General features: G+C 58.5%; 16 protein-coding genes. 3 read left to right on the top strand and 13 right to left on the bottom strand.

All coding sequences use genetic code 11. The features are described from left to right. Positions 1 to 111 precede the first annotated feature (111 nt). From AO068_RS03140 to AO068_RS03175, 8 genes are all read right to left on the bottom strand, one after another. A complete protein-coding gene (locus AO068_RS03140; protein ID WP_058407628.1) occupies positions 112 to 1,014 on the bottom strand; it encodes a peptidoglycan DD-metalloendopeptidase family protein in 903 nt (300 codons plus the stop codon). 216 nt (positions 1,015 to 1,230) lie between these two features. Beyond that, positions 1,231 to 2,127, bottom strand: a complete 897-nt coding sequence (locus tag AO068_RS03145) for a response regulator (RefSeq protein ID WP_058402540.1) — start codon at positions 2,125 to 2,127, stop codon at positions 1,231 to 1,233. 203 nt (positions 2,128 to 2,330) lie between these two features. Continuing rightward, positions 2,331 to 3,092: a phosphate signaling complex protein PhoU gene (gene phoU / locus AO068_RS03150; protein ID WP_002555887.1), complete on the bottom strand. Its 762-nt coding sequence runs from the start codon at positions 3,090 to 3,092 to the stop codon at positions 2,331 to 2,333. Between the two features lie 70 nt (positions 3,093 to 3,162). Then, entirely contained in the window at positions 3,163 to 3,996 is an 834-nt protein-coding gene (gene pstB / locus AO068_RS03155) for a phosphate ABC transporter ATP-binding protein PstB (protein WP_005734982.1), read from the bottom strand. Positions 3,997 to 4,062: 66 nt separating this feature from the next. Further along, positions 4,063 to 5,679, bottom strand: coding sequence for a phosphate ABC transporter permease PstA (gene pstA, locus AO068_RS03160; RefSeq protein ID WP_177342341.1), 1,617 nt, complete (start codon positions 5,677 to 5,679; stop codon positions 4,063 to 4,065). 69 nt (positions 5,680 to 5,748) lie between these two features. Continuing rightward, on the bottom strand, positions 5,749 to 8,034 hold the full coding sequence (locus tag AO068_RS03165) for an ABC transporter permease subunit (RefSeq protein ID WP_058407629.1): 2,286 nt from the start codon (positions 8,032 to 8,034) through the stop codon (positions 5,749 to 5,751). Between the two features lie 143 nt (positions 8,035 to 8,177). Continuing rightward, the gene (locus tag AO068_RS03170; protein ID WP_058407630.1) at positions 8,178 to 9,179 is read right to left on the bottom strand and encodes a phosphate ABC transporter substrate-binding protein PstS; all 1,002 of its coding nucleotides are present in this window, start codon (positions 9,177 to 9,179) and stop codon (positions 8,178 to 8,180) included. Between the two features lie 167 nt (positions 9,180 to 9,346). Continuing rightward, on the bottom strand, positions 9,347 to 10,636 hold the full coding sequence (locus AO068_RS03175; RefSeq protein WP_058402536.1) for an MFS transporter: 1,290 nt from the start codon (positions 10,634 to 10,636) through the stop codon (positions 9,347 to 9,349). 431 nt (positions 10,637 to 11,067) lie between these two features. On the opposite strand from AO068_RS03175, the gene AO068_RS03180 reads away from it, so the two are divergent. Both AO068_RS03180 and AO068_RS03185 read left to right on the top strand, forming a co-directional pair. Next, complete coding sequence (locus AO068_RS03180) at positions 11,068 to 11,469, top strand: acyl-CoA thioesterase (RefSeq protein WP_003378389.1); 402 nt, start codon at positions 11,068 to 11,070, stop codon at positions 11,467 to 11,469. 91 nt (positions 11,470 to 11,560) lie between these two features. Continuing rightward, the gene (locus AO068_RS03185; RefSeq protein WP_058407631.1) at positions 11,561 to 12,472 is read left to right on the top strand and encodes a D-hexose-6-phosphate mutarotase; all 912 of its coding nucleotides are present in this window, start codon (positions 11,561 to 11,563) and stop codon (positions 12,470 to 12,472) included. 25 nt (positions 12,473 to 12,497) lie between these two features. Here AO068_RS03185 and AO068_RS03190 read toward each other — a convergent pair whose 3' ends face one another. The 4 genes from AO068_RS03190 to purE form a co-directional block, all read right to left on the bottom strand. Then, positions 12,498 to 13,031, bottom strand: coding sequence for a DUF3299 domain-containing protein (locus AO068_RS03190; protein ID WP_058407632.1), 534 nt, complete (start codon positions 13,029 to 13,031; stop codon positions 12,498 to 12,500). Between the two features lie 82 nt (positions 13,032 to 13,113). Continuing rightward, on the bottom strand, positions 13,114 to 13,359 hold the full coding sequence (locus AO068_RS03195) for a GlsB/YeaQ/YmgE family stress response membrane protein (RefSeq protein WP_002555896.1): 246 nt from the start codon (positions 13,357 to 13,359) through the stop codon (positions 13,114 to 13,116). A gap of 450 nt (positions 13,360 to 13,809) precedes the next feature. Further along, a complete protein-coding gene (locus tag AO068_RS03200; protein WP_002555897.1) occupies positions 13,810 to 14,892 on the bottom strand; it encodes a 5-(carboxyamino)imidazole ribonucleotide synthase in 1,083 nt (360 codons plus the stop codon). 9 nt (positions 14,893 to 14,901) lie between these two features. Next, positions 14,902 to 15,393, bottom strand: a complete 492-nt coding sequence (gene purE / locus AO068_RS03205) for a 5-(carboxyamino)imidazole ribonucleotide mutase (RefSeq protein WP_007252261.1) — start codon at positions 15,391 to 15,393, stop codon at positions 14,902 to 14,904. A gap of 378 nt (positions 15,394 to 15,771) precedes the next feature. Between purE and AO068_RS03210 the strand changes: the two genes are divergently transcribed. Further along, positions 15,772 to 16,386 (top strand): reprolysin-like metallopeptidase, encoded by a 615-nt coding sequence (locus tag AO068_RS03210; protein ID WP_058407695.1) that lies wholly within the window; start codon positions 15,772 to 15,774, stop codon positions 16,384 to 16,386. Between the two features lie 38 nt (positions 16,387 to 16,424). On the opposite strand, the gene AO068_RS03215 is transcribed toward AO068_RS03210, so the two are convergent. Further along, positions 16,425 to 17,336 carry a LysR substrate-binding domain-containing protein gene (locus AO068_RS03215; protein ID WP_002555901.1) on the bottom strand — a complete coding sequence of 304 codons (912 nt, stop codon included), beginning with the start codon at positions 17,334 to 17,336 and terminating at the stop codon, positions 16,425 to 16,427. Positions 17,337 to 17,375 lie beyond the last annotated feature (39 nt).

Genomic DNA, 17,375 nt, shown 5'->3' on the forward strand with positions numbered 1-17,375 from the left:
ATCTGCGCCGCGCCGCATACTCAAAAGCGGACGCAGAGCGTCCTGAACGGCGCTACCACGCGGAGCGTGGGAGCGATAAATAGTCAGGAAATACAAGGTCCGCTCCAGCAGTCAATTTCCGCCGACGGCGAAGTTGGGCAGGCTCTGCACCGGCCTGGCGAACTCGTAGGGGATCGATACCAGTTCATGGCCCGAGTTGCGTTGCACGACAAAGTGCAGATGCGGGCCGGTGCTGTTGCCGGTATTACCCGACCGCGCCAGCGCGGTTCCGACGCTGACCCGCTGACCTTCCCTGACACTCACCGAACCGCGCATCAGGTGCAGGTAGACGCCCATCGTGCCGTCTTCGTGCAGAATACGTACGAAGTTGCCTGACGCATTCGACCCCCTGCCTGACTGGCTGTTTTCAATCTTTATCACCGTCCCGCCGCGTGCGGCGATGATCGGTGTGCCTTCGGGCATGGCAATGTCCATCGCATAGCGGCCCTTGGCGCCGTAATGACTGTATTTGCCATTCGGCCCCTGAGTCAGGCGAAACGGACCGCCAATCCACGGCAATGGGTATTTATAGGCCTGCACCGAACCTTTGGGATCGCCCAGGGTTGAAGTCAGCACCGAGGCGTAGTTCATCGGCTTGCTCCCCACTTTGGGGCTCAGCACCACCACACGTTCGTTACTGCGCGCAGGGATCGTGCGGCGTAGCGTTGCTGACGAGCCAGAGACGCCCAGCACGTTGGTCACACTGGAAAGCTTGAGTTCGACCTCGACCGGGGCGTATAGATCGTTGCGCACGTACAGGCTGTGCACGCCCTTTTCACGCCTGACGCTCAAATGCACCTGGCCGTCGATACGCTCGACCATCCGGTCCCGAAACACCATGACCGATGCGCCAGGCGTTGGCCGGTCCGAGAACGACACCACGCCATCGGCATCGGTGAATTTATAGATCGTGACTGCCCCGGCCGACTGCACAGTCAACGTCAGGGTAAACAGGATAAGCAGGCGTGCAAGCATCAGAGACGTTCGGGTTCAAGGGCACTGGGTGCCAAGCCTAGCAGCCTTGCAGACAGAAGAGGACTCGTCGGTATCAATCGGACATGAATAACGCGCCAGAAAAACCACAGACACAGCATGATCAGCGGGGGGATTGCAGCGGGGTGAAGTTATTGGGTAGCTGTCAGGCGCATGCCAACGCGAACGTCGGCATGCCAGTCAGCAGGAAGGCGTGTATCAGGCGCCGGGGACAAAGTGCTTCTGAGCCGTGCCGCGTGCGATCAGGCGCGACAGGTAGTCGAGCTTCTGCGCATCCTGATCGACAAAGCGGAAAGTCACTTGCAGCCATTCACTGTCAGGCTTCTGCTCAAACGCGGCGACGGAGTGCAGGTAGCCATTCAGGCGTGCGACCTCGTTGCTCTCGCCTTGCTCAAGGTCCAGTACCGCGCTGTCGAGCACCTGCGGCAGGTTTTCGCTGACGCGTATGACCAGTGTGGCGTCTTTCAGCGTCAAAGCCTTGATCACGCACGGCTGAATGCCGTTGGGCAGGCGCAACTGGCCCTGTCCACGACCGGCAGGCTCCGCCGATTTGGCTGCAACCGGCGGTGCTTTGGCGATACCGGCAGGCGCTGCTGCTTGTGCTGGTGCTGCGCGAACCACTTCGGCCTTGCCGCCGGTCAATGCACTGAGCGAGTCATTGAGCGGCGAGTTCATGCGTGCCGGGGCTGTGGACATAACGGCATCAAGCTTGCCGACCTTCGCCAGCGCCTTCTTGACCTTGGTCAGCAACTGCTCGTTGGTGAACGGTTTGCCGACAAAATCGGTCACGCCAGCCTGAATAGCCTGCACAACGTTTTCCTTGTCACCACGGCTGGTCACCATGATGAACGGCACGGTTCTCAGGTAATTGTCCTGCTCGCGGCACCATGCCAACAGCTCCAGGCCGGACATCTCGGGCATTTCCCAGTCGCACAGAATCAGATCGAACGGCTCTTTGCCCAGCAAAGCCTGAGCCTTGCGACCGTTGACTGCGTCCTCGGTATGAATCCCGGGAAAATAATTGCGCAGCCCTTTCTTGACCAAGTCGCGAATGAAAGTCGCGTCATCCACCACCAATACACTGACCTTACTCATCGACGCTCCTGCGGGCGTGTTCACCTGGAGGCGAACTGCGGTATGCCAACACGCCCTTTGTTTCGGCAAGCATAGCGTTGACCGGTGGCCAACTGCCATATTGATTGACTGCGCCGCGACATTTAATCCGCAGGCGACGGGAATACTCATCTGCACAACGAAAAACGCCCAGCGCATGCTGGGCGTTTTTCTCGCAGGCAATCTTACTTATCGTCAGCGTCGCCCGGAACATTAGCGGTTTCGCTCGATATACCCTGCACTTCTTCCTTCATGCGCTTGAGACCCATGTGCCGCACGTCGGTGCCACGCACCAGATAAATCACCAGCTCGGAAATGTTGCGTGCATGGTCGCCGATACGCTCCAGAGAGCGCAGCACCCAGATGACGTCCAGCACGCGGGAGATCGAGCGTGGATCTTCCATCATGTAGGTCGCCAGCTCGCGCAGGGCGGTTTTGTACTCACGGTCGATGGTCTTGTCGTACTGCGCGACCGACAGGGCCAGCTCGGCGTCGAAGCGCGCGAATGAGTCCAGGGCATCGCGCACCATGTTGCGCACCTGATCACCGATATGACGAACCTCGACGTAACCACGCGGTGCCTCGCCCTCTTCGCAGAGTTTGATGGCACGGCGGGCGATCTTGGTGGCTTCATCACCGATGCGCTCCAGGTCGATCACCGACTTGGAAATGCTGATGATCAGGCGCAGATCGGACGCCGCAGGCTGGCGACGAGCCAGAATGCGCAGGCATTCTTCGTCGATGCTGCGCTCCATCTGATTGATCCGGTCGTCGACCTCGCGAACGCGCTGGGCAAGACCGGAGTCGGCCTCGATCAGTGCCGTGACAGAATCGTTCACCTGCTTCTCGACCAGGCCACCCATTTCGAGCAAATGGCTGCGAACGTCTTCGAGTTCAGCGTTGAACTGTTGGGAAATGTGATGCGTATGGCTGTCTTTGTGGATCATGCTGGGTGTCCTTGGAACGTCCGGTTAATAGCGAAAACGCAGCGGTGGTTCAGGTCTGACGAAGCACGTCCTAGCCGTAACGACCGGTGATGTAGTCTTCTGTCTGTTTTTTTGCCGGGTTGGTGAACAAGGTGTCTGTATCACCGAACTCGACGAGTTTGCCCATGTACATAAACGCGGTGTAATCCGACACCCGAGCCGCCTGCTGCATGTTGTGCGTAACGATCACAATGGTGTATTTCGATTTCAGTTCGTAGATCAGTTCTTCGACTTTAAGGGTCGAAATCGGGTCAAGTGCCGAACAGGGTTCGTCGAGCAGCAGGACTTCCGGCTCCACGGCGATCGTTCGGGCAATAACCAGACGCTGTTGCTGCCCTCCGGACAATCCCAACGCCGACTCATGCAGTCGATCCTTGACCTCATCCCAGAGCGCAGAGGCTTTCAGCGCCCACTCGACAGCTTCATCGAGTACGCGCTTCTTGTTGATACCCTGAATGCGCAGGCCGTAGACCACGTTTTCATAAATCGTCTTGGGGAACGGGTTCGGCTTCTGGAACACCATGCCGACGCGCCGACGCAACTCAGCAACTTCCTCGCCCTTGGTGTAGATGTTGTGACCGTACAGGTTGATTGCGCCTTCAACGCGGCAGCCATCGACCAGATCGTTCATGCGATTGAAACTGCGCAACAGGGTCGACTTGCCACAACCGGACGGACCGATGAACGAGGTCACCTTCTGCTTGGGGATATTCAGGGCAATATCAAACAGCGCCTGCTTGTCGCCATAGAACAGATTAAGACCCGGCACTTCGATGGCCACGGTCTCATCGGCCAGATCCAGGCGTTGCTTGTGACGCCTCAAGGCCGACATGTTCATGCCATGGGTCGGGCTTTCATGCTGCATGGATTGCTCCTGTGCGAACGATTCGCTTCATCGAACGGCTGCGTTTGCCAAAGGGCGAATTCGGGATCAATTGTCGAGCGCCTTATATTTTTCCCGCAAATGGTTACGGATACTCACCGCCGAGAGATTGAGCAAGGCGATGACCAGCACCAACAACAGAGCGGTGGCGTAGACCAGCGGGCGTGCCGCTTCGACGTTGGGGCTCTGGAAGCCAACGTCGTAAATGTGGAAACCCAGGTGCATGATCTTCTGATCGAGATGCAGATAAGGATAGTTGCCGTCCAGCGGCAGCGACGGCGCCAGCTTGACGACGCCCACCAGCATTAAGGGCGCAACTTCCCCGGCAGCACGCGCCACCGCCAGAATCAGGCCGGTCATCATCGCCGGGCTGGCCATTGGCAATACAATCTTCCACAGCGTCTCGGCCTTGGTCGCGCCCAACGCCAGCGAGCCTTCACGCAGGGTCAGCGGGATACGCGCCAACCCTTCTTCTGTGGCCACGATCACCACCGGCACGGCCAGCAGCGCCAGGGTCAGCGAGGCCCATAACAGGCCTGGCGTACCAAACGTCGGGGCTGGCAGCGCTTCAGGAAAGAACAGCCGGTCTACCGAGCCGCCGAGCACATAAACGAAAAAACCGAGGCCGAACACGCCGTACACAATCGCCGGCACACCGGCCAGGTTGTTCACGGCAATGCGGATCAGCCGGGTAACCGGCCCCTGACGCGCGTACTCGCGCAGGTAAACCGCTGCCAGCACACCGAACGGCGTCACGATCACTGCCATGATCAGGGTCATCATCACCGTGCCGAAGATAGCCGGGAAAATACCCCCTTCGGTGTTGGCTTCGCGAGGGTCGTCACTGAGAAATTCCCACAGTTTCTGGAAATAGAAACCCAGCTTGGCAACGGTGCCCATCGCGTTGGGCTGGTAAGCACGCACCACTTTGCCCAGGCTGAGTTCGATTTCTTTGCCATTGCCATCGCGTGCCGTCAGGCTGTCGCGATCAAAAGCCTCATGCAGACCGTCCAGACGCCCCTCGATGACCTTGTAACGCGCGTCCAGCTCGGCACGTTCTGCAGCCATGTCAGCTTGCGCAGCGGCATCGAGCCGGCCATTGAGTTCCAGCTTGCGGGCCTGCAGACGCAGGCGCTCAATACCGTGATTGATGGCCCCGATGTCTTTCTTTTCCAGAATGTAGAGTTCGTCAGCCAGCTTCTCGACGCGCTTGATGCGCTCTTGCAGAATCGGCCAGGCAGCTTCGCCTTGCGCCACTATCCGGCCATTCTCTTTGACGTTGACCAGATAGCCGTAGAAATTGCCCCACTCCCGGCGCTCCAGCGTCATCAGTTCGGCAGGACGGCTCTGGTCGGTCAGCCAGTCGCCCACAACCCAGGTGAAATCGCTGGGGTTGAGGTCACGGTTGCCGACCTTGAACAGCTCACGGGTCATGAACTCCGGCCCTTGATCAGGCACCGGCAGGCCTGCACTTTTCAGACGCGCGCGAGGGACCTGTTCCTGCTCGACCCGCTCACCGACCAGCACACTCGATTCCTGATTGGGCACCGCATAACGTGCGACCACCAGATCAGCGGGCCAAAAGTGCCCAAGCCCCCGCACGGCGATCACCGCCAGCAGGCCGATGGTCATGATGACAGCGATGGATACGGCACCCGCACTCATCCAGACGCCGGGGGCGCCGCTTTTGAACCAGCTCTTGAGGGAGTTCCGCTTCACCAACGCCTACCTTCCTTACAACGCCGAGTATTGCTTGCGCAGACGCTGACGAATCAACTCCGCGAGGGTGTTCATCACAAAGGTGAACATCAACAGCACCAACGCCGCCAGAAACAACACCCGATAATGGCTACCGCCTACTTCCGACTCTGGCATCTCCACCGCGACATTGGCCGCCAGCGTGCGCATGCCTTCAAATAGATTCATGTCCATGATCGGCGTGTTGCCGGTCGCCATCAGCACAATCATGGTTTCCCCCACCGCCCGACCCATGCCGATCATCAAGGCCGAAAAAATACCCGGGCTGGCGGTCAGAATGACTACCCGCGTCAGGGTCTGCCACGGCGTCGCGCCCAGTGCCAGAGAGCCCAGTGTCAGGCTGCGCGGCACGCTGAACACGGCGTCTTCGGCAATCGAGTAGATGTTGGGGATCACCGCGAAACCCATTGCAATGCCGACCACCAACGCGTTGCGCTGATCGTAGGTGATGCCCAGTTGGTCGCGGATCCATGTACTCATGTCACCGCCGAAGAACCAGCTCTCCAGGTGCGGGCTCATGCTCAGTGAAAACCAGCCCACCAATAGCACAACGGGAATCAGGATCGCGCCTTCCCAGCCATCGGGCACGCGCAGGCGAAGCGAATCAGGCAGACGGGTCCAGAAAAAGCCCGCCAGCAAAATGCCGATCGGCGTGAGCAGCAGCAAACTGAAGATGCCCGGCAAATGACCTTCCAGATAAGGCGCCAGAAACAATCCGGCAAAGAAACCGAGAATCACCGTCGGCATCGCTTCCATCAATTCAATCACCGGCTTGACCTTGCGGCGCATGCCCGGCGCCATGAAGTAGGCGGTGTAGATCGCGGCCGCCACGGCCAGCGGCGCGGCCAGCAACATGGCGTAGAACGCCGCTTTCAGGGTGCCGTAGGTCAAGGGTGCCAGGCTCAGCTTGGGCTCGAAGTCGGAGTTGGACGCCGTGGATTGCCAAACGTACTTGGGCTCGTCGTAATTCTCATACCAGACCTTGCCCCACAGCGAACTCCACGAGACTTCCGGGTGCGGGTTATCCAGCGCCAGCGGCAACAGCTTGCCAGCGCTTTCGATCAAAACCCGGTTGGCGCGCGGTGATAACGCCAGAATGCCGGGACCGTCAGTTACCTTGTCGATCAGCAAGGTTCGGTGCGCGGTGCTGTGGAACACGCCCAGCTTGCCGGACGCATCCAGAGCGATGAAACCCTTGCGACGCTGCTCGGCCTTGATCTGCTCGATAGGTGCGCTGCCCATTTTGAAGTCGCGGATGCGCATCAGGCGCTGCTCGCCGTCAGTGTCCCGGGCCATGAACCACTGGGACATACTGCCCTTCGAGTTGCCGATGATCAGCGAAATGCCGCCGACCAGCTGGGCACTCGCCGTGATCTCGGCGTTACCGTCTTCCAGCAATTTATAGCGGCCATTGAGGGTTCGGTCGCGCAGGCTGAACACATCCGCCTGCGCGCGACCATTGATGACATACAACCATTGCTGGCGCGGGTCGATGTAAATCGCTTTAACGGCGGCCGACATCTGCGGTAGCTCGATGCGCGTCTGCTCACGCGTCATCTCGCCGGTCATCATGTTTTCTTTCTGCTCGAGCGAGATAACGTGCAACTGAGTGCCGGTAGACCCTGCCAGCTTGAGGCTGTCGCCATCAGCACTGACGGTCACATGCTCGACTGCGCGACCGGCATCGTCCAGCACCAAAGGCGCTTCGCCGTAGGGCCAGGCCACGCTCGGGGTGATGGTTTTCTGATTGTTCGGGTAGGTCGTCAGGTACGAGTGCCTGAACACCAGCACCTGGCCATTGGACAAGCCCAAAGCTATTAATGGTGCGCCGGGCTGATCCTTGCCGATGGAAGCGACAGACACGCCAGCGGGCAGCGGCAAGGCAACCCTATGCAGTTCTGCGCCATCCTTGACGTTGAAAAAGATGACTTCGCCCTTGTCGGAAATGCGCATCCCGATCTGGTTCTGCTCTTCGATTGCGATCATCAACGGCGTGCCCGCATCCTGCATCCAGGCAGTATTCAGCACGGGTTCGGAAGTAAGGCTTGCGCCTTTGAAGAGCGGCGCGACGACGTAGGCCAGATAGAAGAAGATCAGTGTGATGGCTGCCAGAACGGCAAGGCCACCAATGGCAACGTACCAGTGAGTCAGACGATCCTTGAACGCACGGACACGGCGCTTCCTCACCATAGCGGGCGTATTGAAATCAATACGCGCTGGCGGCGAACTCTGGTCCATCGAAGATTTGAACAGCTCATTCATGCGCACACACCGTAGACGCCTTGTATGACAAAAACATTACAGCAAGGTGACGCAGAAAAGCCCGCTGCCCATGAGTCCGGCGGCGGACTGATCAATTTGTGTGCAGGCCAGTCCATTGAGCCTCGCTTGCAAGCTGTACGTGACTACTTTTTTACTGCCAGGCCGCTCGTATCTTGCAGGCCGAGATCGGCAAGTGTCTTTTCCACCACACGAGCAGGCAGCGGAATATAACCGTCTTTCATCACCACTTCCTGGCCCTGTCTGGACAGCACCAGTTTAATGAACTCGGCCTCCAGCGGTGCCAGAGGCTGATTGGGCGTCTTGTTCACATAGACATAGAGAAAGCGCGACAAGGGGTAACTGCCATTCAAAGTGTTGGCTTCGCTGTCTTCGACAAACTCGCCCCCCTCCTTCTTCGCCAGCGGAACGGTCCTGACATTGGATGTCTTGTAGCCGATGCCCGAGTAGCCAATGCCGTTAAGCGAATTGCTGATGGCGCTGACCACCGAGGCGGAACCGGGCTGTTCGTTGACGTTGGCTTTGAAATCGCCTTTGCACAGGGCTTCTTCCTTGAAGTAACCGTAAGTGCCCGACACCGAGTTACGACCGAACAACTGAATCGGCTTGCCTGCCAGGTTGCCGCTCACACCGACATCACCCCAGGTTTTCGCATCCGCCCTGGCACCACACAGGCGGGTCGCAGAAAAGATTGCATCCACCTGCTGCAGGGTCAGGCCTTTGATCGGATTGTCCTTGTGCACGAATACGGCCAATGCATCCACGGCCACCGGAATAGCGGTCGGTTTATAGCCGTGCTTCTGCTCAAAAGCCGATAGTTCGCCGTCTTTCATCTTGCGGCTCATGGGCCCCAGATTGGCCGTGCCTTCGGTCAGCGCAGGTGGCGCTGTGGAAGAGCCAGCCGCTTGAATCTGGATGTTAACGCTCGGGTATTCTTTCTTGTAGGCCTCGGCCCACAGGGTCATGAGATTTGCCAGGGTATCGGAGCCGACACTGGAGAGATTGCCCGACACACCGGAGGTCCTGGTATAGGCCTTGATGGCAGGGTCGACGGCAGCCAGCGTATTGGCTGCCATCACGCTGGCGGCAACCCATGTCAGTGCAGCCATCAAACGCTTGAGTGTCATCCTTGCGCTCCTGGCAGGGTATGTAGGTGTCCACAAGCCTTTTTGGGCCAGTCTTGTGACTACTCTATGAATTGATTATGACAATAAGATGAAAAGGCTATCGCCCTTCGCAGGGAGATAGCCTTTCGCTGTAGCGGATGCCTTGAGCATTTACCAGCGGGTGCTGATCAACGCTTTCTGGTCAGCAAAAACACGCCAATTGCCATACCCAGGCCGCAGAGAATCGCGACATACCAGGCCGGGCCCATCGGGCTGCTCTTGAGCATGAACGTCACAACCATCGGCGTCAGCCCCCCGAAAATGGCGTACGCCAGGTTGTAGGAAAACGACAACCCCGAGAAGCGCACCACAGGCGGGAAAGCCTTGACCATGACGTAAGGAACCGCGCCGATCGTACCGACGAACAGACCGGTCACGGCATACAGCGGGAACAGCACTTCCGGATGGCTGCCGAGGACGTGATAGAACGTCCAGGAACTGGCCAGTAACCCTGCGCTGCCCAACAGAAACACCCAGCCGGCGCCAAAGCGATCCGCCAGGGCACCCGCTGCGATGCAACCCAGGCTGAGAAACACGATAGCCAGGCTGTTGGCCTTCAGCGCCGTAGCCGCCGGAAAGCCATAGATGGTTTGCAGAATGGTCGGCGTCATCAGGATCACGACGATGATGCCGGCCGACAGCAACCAGGTCATCAGCATCGATAGTGCAACGGCACCACGATGATCACGCAGCACCGCCTTGAGCGGCACTTCTTCAGCCAGCGCCTTGCGCAGCTGCAGTTCGGCGAACACCGGCGTTTCGTGCAACAGACGACGCAGATAAACCGACATCAGGCCAAACACGCCACCCAGCAGGAAAGGGATCCGCCAGGCGTAATCCGACACTTCGACCGGGGTATAAATACTGTTGATCGCCGTGGCGACCAGCGAGCCCAGCAGGATGCCCGCTGTCAGGCCCGCGGTCAGGGTGCCGCAGGCATACCCGACACGACGGGCGGGTACATGCTCGGAGACGAATACCCAGGCGCCAGGCACTTCACCGCCGATGGCGGCGCCTTGAATGACGCGCATCAACAGCAGCAGAATCGGCGCCCACATGCCGATCTGCGCGTAGGTCGGCAGCAAGCCCATGATCAGGGTCGGCACCGCCATCATGAAAATGCTCAGCGTGAACATTTTCTTGCGCCCCAGCAGATCGCCGAAGTGCGCCATGATAATGCCGCCCAGTGGCCTCGCCAGATAACCGGCGGCGAAAATGCCGAACGTCTGCATCATGCGCAGCCAGTCAGGCATGTCCACCGGGAAAAACAGCTTGCCGACCACCGCCGCGAAAAACACGAAAATGATGAAGTCGTAGAACTCCAGCGCGCCACCCAGAGCAGACAGCGAAAGGGTTTTGTAATCGCTGCGGGTCAAAGGCCGCGCAGGCTGCGTGGAACTTGAAGGAACAGATGACATGACAAGGCTTCTCTTTACGTGTTCTTTGAAAAGGGGCAAGCGACAGCAACGCTGGCTGCTGCGGGGTGCCGTGCAGAAGCGATTGTCGAGGGCAAAGGCGCAGATAGGCACCAAAATTGCGTGTACAGGCAGTCTTGTCACCTGTAGAGGTCCAGCAAGATAGCAAATTGCTCTCAAAAACACATGTCAAGAACTGCATCATTACAAAATGGAAACCCGACGGTCGTTCTATGACGCAACGCCCGATATACTCGCAAGCCGTCAGCAGCAGTGGGAAGTTGTGCGAAAACGTCTGAATCAGCGGGTTTCGCAGAGTTTCTCTATGGGCCACACCGGCACTGGACACACAATGTTCATGCGCATGGTTTTGAATGGCGCCTGTTAACCGCGGCATACAATAATGAGAGTCATGGGTCAGAGGCACCCTAGGCATGATCGAGCTCGAACAAGAAGATCCAACTCCGCAAGGCGACCTTGCACTGCAAATTACCGCCCTTCCCCGCGAAACCAATGGCTTTGGCGACATCTTCGGCGGCTGGCTGGTCTCCCAGATGGACCTGGCGGGTACAGCCATGGCCAGTAAAGTGGCTGGCGGCCGTGTAGCGACCGTTGCGATTGATCGCATGGCGTTTCTGGTTCCGGTCGCGGTTGGCGAACAGCTTTCCTTTTATACCCGCACCCTGGAAGTCGGACGCACCTCGATCAAGATGATGGTCGAAGTGTGGAGCGATGACCCGGTCACCAGCGAATGGCGCAAGGTCACTGAGGCCGCATTCGTGTTCGTGGCCATAGATTCCAGCGGGCGGACACGCTCGGTTCCCGCACGACGGTAAATGGTTGCTCAACCCATGGCTGGCTGTCCGGTTAAACTCGCCCTGCATGAAGCGGTCTATTTTCGTCACGGTCATTGAGTGAGAACTTTGCATGCCAACATCCCCGGTTGAACCCAACGTTGAATCTGTCCAGTACGACGAACTGAACTGCTGGCGCATTCGCCACGGCGAAGCAGAGCTGCTGGTTGCCCAGCAGGGCGCACATATCCTCAGCTATCAAGTGGCCGGACAGCAGCCGCTGGTGTGGCTGAATGAAGAAGCCGTTTTCAAGCAAGGCAAACCCATTCGCGCGGGCATGCCCATCTGCTGGCCGTGGTTCGGTAATCTGGAACGCAACCCGCAAAGCGTGCAGGCAATGCGCGACAGCAGCGAACCCGCCAAGGCGCATGGTGAAGTGCGAGCGCTGGATTGGCAGCTGCTGGGGATCGGAGCAGATGGCGATGCACTGCTGGTAGAGTTCGTCCTTCCCGAGGCCGAAGGCCACTTGCCGGGCTGGCCGCACAACGTCGCCCTGAAACTAAGCATTCGTCTGGACCACGCACTGAATGTCAGTCTGGTCAGCTACAACTGTGGCACTGAGCCTGTGGTGATCAGCCAGGCGCTGCATACCTATTTCGCCCTCAGCGATGTACGTCAGGTCAGCGTCGAAGGGCTCGACGGCCTGCGCTACGTCGAAACCCTGGCAAACTGGGAAGAACGCGAGCAGACCGGCGACCTGACGTTCACTGGCGAAACCGACCGTATCTACAAGGACACGCCGGGTGTACTCAGCATCGTTGACCCCCAATGGCAGCGCCGCATCCACATTCGCAGCACCGGCTCGAGATCAGCCATCCTGTGGAACCCGTGGATCGAGAAAACCGGCAAATTCACCGACATGGCAGCAGATGGCTGGCAGCGCATGGTCTGTGTCGAAACGGCCAACGTACTGGACGACGTGGTGACGCTGGCCCCCGACCAGATGCATGTTCTGGGTGTGAGTATCTGGAGCGAGGCGCTCTGATCGAAATTTGATCAGAGATATGCCTTCAAAGGTCCGATTCAACCACCACACGGACCTTTGACGCATCCATCGCATACGCTGCATCAGCCAGGTCGTTACTGACCTTCTCGATTTTCAGGGTGCCTTCTACCCACAGTGGTGTGTAGATATCATCCAGTTTCAAGCCTTTGGGGTAACGCACCAGCACCAACTGGTTGGGCGGCGGTGGCGGAACATGGATGCAGGCACCTGGATAAGGCACGATGAAGAACAGCGTGCTGTGGCCCTTGGCATCGGTTTCGAGGGGTACAGGGTAACCGCCAAGACGAATGGTCTTGCCGTTCATTGCCGGGACGGTCTTGGTCGAATACATGACCGCTGGCAAACCCTTGCTCTGCTTCAAGCCACCCTTGCTGTCGAACGTGCCCATGGCTTCCGGAGAATTGTGGTCAATCTCGGGCATGGCTTCGAGGGCTTTTTGATCGGACTTGGGCATCAGCTCAAGCCAGTCGGTTTCCGGCAACTGGGCGTGTGCAAACCCGGATAGCAGCAGAAGAGTCATCAACAAGAAGCGGCGCATGATAAAGCTCGGCAAAGGAGGAAGAGTTGCCGCGCATTCTAGCCCTCTGTGCTGCGCAGAACAGAGGGCTGAACATTAAACGTTATTTCTTTTTGATCATGCCGTAGATAACCAGCAGGATGATTGCACCTACCAGCGCGCCGAGGAAACCTGCACCCTCGCCCGCTTGATAGATACCCAGCGCCTGACCACCATAAGTGGCTGCAAGCGAGCCGGCGATACCCAGCACGATGGTCATGATCCAGCCCATGCTGTCGTCGCCCGGCTTCAGAAAGCGAGCCAACAGACCAACGATCAGGCCGATAAAGATGGTTCCAATGATACCCATGCCATTTCCCTCTGTATTAAGTGAATATGCCTGGGCTAATGAGCAGCCCCGGCCTACTGCTATCTGAGAACAGCGGCAGGGAATGGTTCCGGCGCAATGGACAGTTTGCTTCGAGGTGGAGAATTCTTCATGAATGACGGAGCCTGGTGATAGCGCAGAACGGCTAAACAGGGCTGGCACTCCGATAATTCTCGTTCCCACGCTCCGCGTGGTAATGCATTTCGTGACGCTCTGCGTCACATTGCAGCCATAGCGCATCACTCAATCCAGCCCGACATACAGGCAGCACCGAAGCCTGAGACTCCTTTGCCCTTGATACCGCGCCAAGCTGCAGATTTGTGACGCGGAGCGTCACACAATGCATGCCAACGCGGAGCATTGGCACGATAGTCAGTTGGATTTGTGTATTAAGCCGAGCGCAAAGTATTGGCAAGACAGCCGCAGGCCTGATCAGCCCTTGATCAGCGCTTCAACCAACTTCACCTGACGATCCAGCGTGGCGCGGTCAGCGCTGCGGACCGTAGCGTGCCCTACTTTGCGGCCAGCCTTGAACGCCTTGCCGTAGTGGTGCAGGTGGCAATCTTCGACGGCGATGACCTTGTCCACTGCTGGCACTTCACCGATGAAGTTGAGCATGGCGCTCTCGCCGACCTTGGCTGTGGAGCCCAACGGCAGACCGGCAACCGCCCGCAGGTGGTTTTCGAACTGGCTGCACTCGGCGCCTTCGGTGGTCCAGTGACCGGAGTTGTGTACCCGCGGTGCAATCTCGTTGGCTTTCAGGCCACCGTCGACCTCAAAGAACTCGAATGCCAGCACGCCGACGTAATCCAGCTGCTTCAGTACGCGACCGGCGTAGTCTTCGGCCAGTGCCTGCAAAGGGTGGTCGGTGCTGGCGATGGACAGGCGCAGGATGCCGCTGTCGTGCGTGTTGTGAACCAGCGGGTAGAACCGGGTCTCGCCATCACGCGCGCGAACGGCGATCAGCGACACTTCGCCAGTGAACGGCACGAAGCCTTCCAACAGGCAAGGCACGCTTCCCAGCTCGGCGAATGTATCGGTCACGTCTGCTGCCGAGCGCAGGACTTTCTGGCCCTTGCCGTCATAACCCAGCGTGCGGGTCTTGAGCACCGCAGGCAGGCCAATGCTGGCCACCGCAGCATCCAGATCGGCCTGCGACTGAATATCGGCGAATGCCGGCGTCGGAATGCCCAGATCCTTGAACATGCTTTTTTCAAACCAGCGGTCACGCGCAATGCGCAACGCCTCGGCGCTCGGATAGACCGGTACGAACTGTGACAGAAACGCCACGGTCTCGGCCGGCACGCTTTCGAACTCGAAGGTCACCAGATCGACTTCATCCGCCAACTGACGCAGATGGTCCAGATCGCCGTAATCGGCACGCAGATGCTCGCCAAGTGCAGCAGCACAGGCATCCGGCGCGGGATCGAGAAAGGCGAAGTTCATGCCCAGCGGCGTACCTGCCAATGCCAACATGCGGCCGAGCTGGCCGCCACCGATTACACCGATCTTCATGGAAAAACCTCAGGCGTGGCGTGGGTCTGGATTGTCCAGGACGCTGTCTGTCTGCTCAGTGCGGAATTTCTTCAGCGCTGCGTGGAATTGAGGGTGTTTGGCGCCCAGGATACTGGCCGAAAGCAGCGCAGCGTTGATCGCCCCCGCTTTGCCGATGGCCAGGGTCGCTACCGGAATACCGGCAGGCATCTGCACGATCGACAGCAAGGAGTCGACACCCGACAGCATCGACGACTGTACCGGAACGCCCAACACAGGCAGGTGGGTCTTGGCGGCACACATGCCAGGCAAGTGAGCTGCACCGCCAGCACCGGCGATGATCACTTCAATGCCACGGCCCTCTGCTTCGTCGGCGTACTGGAACAGCAGGTCCGGCGTGCGGTGAGCTGACACCACCTTGACTTCATAAGGGATGCCGAGCTTTTCCAGCATGTCGGCAGTGTGGCTAAGGGTGGACCAATCGGACTTGGAGCCCATGATCACGCCAACCAGTGCGCTCATCGTCGTGCCTCTCATCGGGCGCCCGCAGGCGCATCTGAAAACAACAAGCCACGCGGGGGAACCGGCGTGGCTTGTTGTACGAATAGTGACCGATTTAGCCGGCCAAAGGCCGCGCAGTATACCGCAAAGTGGTGAGTTTAAAGCACCTGCGATCACCTTCTGTCAGCACCACCGCCAGAGATCGACGCAAGCCGTGCCCTGGAGCCGGACACACTGAAATTCCAACACGTTAACCAGCGCGCCTTACAACATGAAAGGCCTTGCCCTACGACGCTAAGCCATATAGCAGGACTGTCAGGCCCGGACAGTATTTGTTTAACTGGAAGCGCGACATTGAAGTCGCAATCTAACCTGACTCTCAAGGATGAGAACGTACCAATGAAAAACAAACTGACAGTCTGGCTGTCACTTGCCGTCTTTTTTTACGTGCCATTTGCCAGCGCCGACGGCCCCAATCTGGGACTGTTCGTGATCATGCACGATCAACTGACAAAATATGAACGCGCTGAACTGGGTGACAACTACTTGAATCCCTTTCTCGCTCAGTTGCAGGAAATCACGGGGCGCAGGACAACGGTCACATTCATCAACGACGAACCGGGCCTTACAGACTTCGCCTATCGTGGGGAGGAGGATGAACAGTCGTTATACAGGCTATTTCAGACGAGCACCGCTTACGCAGACGCTAAAAACCTGCCACGCCCGTCCGAGCGCCATAAATACGTGCTGGTGACTTCCAATAAAATCCACGGGACGTTACACGGCGTTGCAGCAACAAGCCATCACGTCGCGATGGCGTCCCTGAAAGATTACAACACGCTGCCGCATGAGATCGGCCACCTGTTTGGCGCTACGCATGAGGCGGCTAGCGGTTTTCCATGCCAGACGACTATGTGGGGATATTCCACCACCTCAATCATCCCCTGCTATTACTTCAGCGATGCCAACAAGGAATTGATTCGCAAATACGTCGATAACATATCTATTCGCTGAGCAAACGGCCTGTTGTCATGCATCACAACAGGCCGTTTTTATGCTTCGCCCGGCGACGCTGCACTCTCAAGCTTGCGCCACAGCAGGCGCACATTCGCCTTGCGTACCAGAGCGCAACGGTACAGGCGAATCTCCAGCGGCACATGCCACTGCGGCCCGCCACACACCACCAGTTCACCGCGCGCCAGTTCGGCGCGCACACTCAGTTGCGGAACCCAGGCGATGCCCAACCCTTCCAGTGCCATGCTTTTCAGGCTATCGGCCATCGCCGTCTCGTAAACCGTCGTGAACCGCAGGTTGCGCTGACGCAGCAGCAGATTCACCGAGCGCCCGAGAAAGGCCCCGGCGCTGTAGGCAAGCAACGGCACACTGCCCTCGCCTTCCATGTCGAATAACGGCTGCCCGTCGGCATCGGCGGCGCAGACCGGCAACATCTCGGTATGCCCCAGATGCAGCGAAGGGAAGATTTCAGCGTCCATTTGCAGCGCGGCGTCAGGATCGTAGAACGCCAGCATCAGATCACAGCCCCCTTCACGCAGCGCATGTACGGCATCGCCAACGTTGGTGGCCACCAGCCGGGTGGCAATGTTCAGCCCTTCATTACGTAACTGGGCGATCCAGCGCGGAAAGAACCCCAACGCCAGGGAGTGTGCCGCAGCCACCTGCATGACCTCGCCCTGCCCGCCTTCCAGGTGATGCAGATGGCGCACGACCTCACCCAGTTGTTCGACCACCGTACGCGCGGTGACCAGAAACAGTTGCCCGGCAGCGGTCAGTTCGATGGGCGTGCGCGAACGATTGACCAGCGTCAGCCCCAAGGCCGACTCAAGACTGCGGATACGCCGACTGAACGCTGGCTGAGTCACGAAACGACGCTCGGCCGCCTGGGAAAAGCTGCGGGTGGCCGCCAGGGCGCTGAAATCCTCCAGCCATTTGCTTTCCAGATTCATCAGGTCCTCCCGGACAATGGATGACTGCTTCGACAGGCA

This window comes from Pseudomonas sp. ICMP 3272 (genome assembly GCF_001466905.1).
Lineage (GTDB): Bacteria > Pseudomonadota > Gammaproteobacteria > Pseudomonadales > Pseudomonadaceae > Aquipseudomonas > Aquipseudomonas amygdali.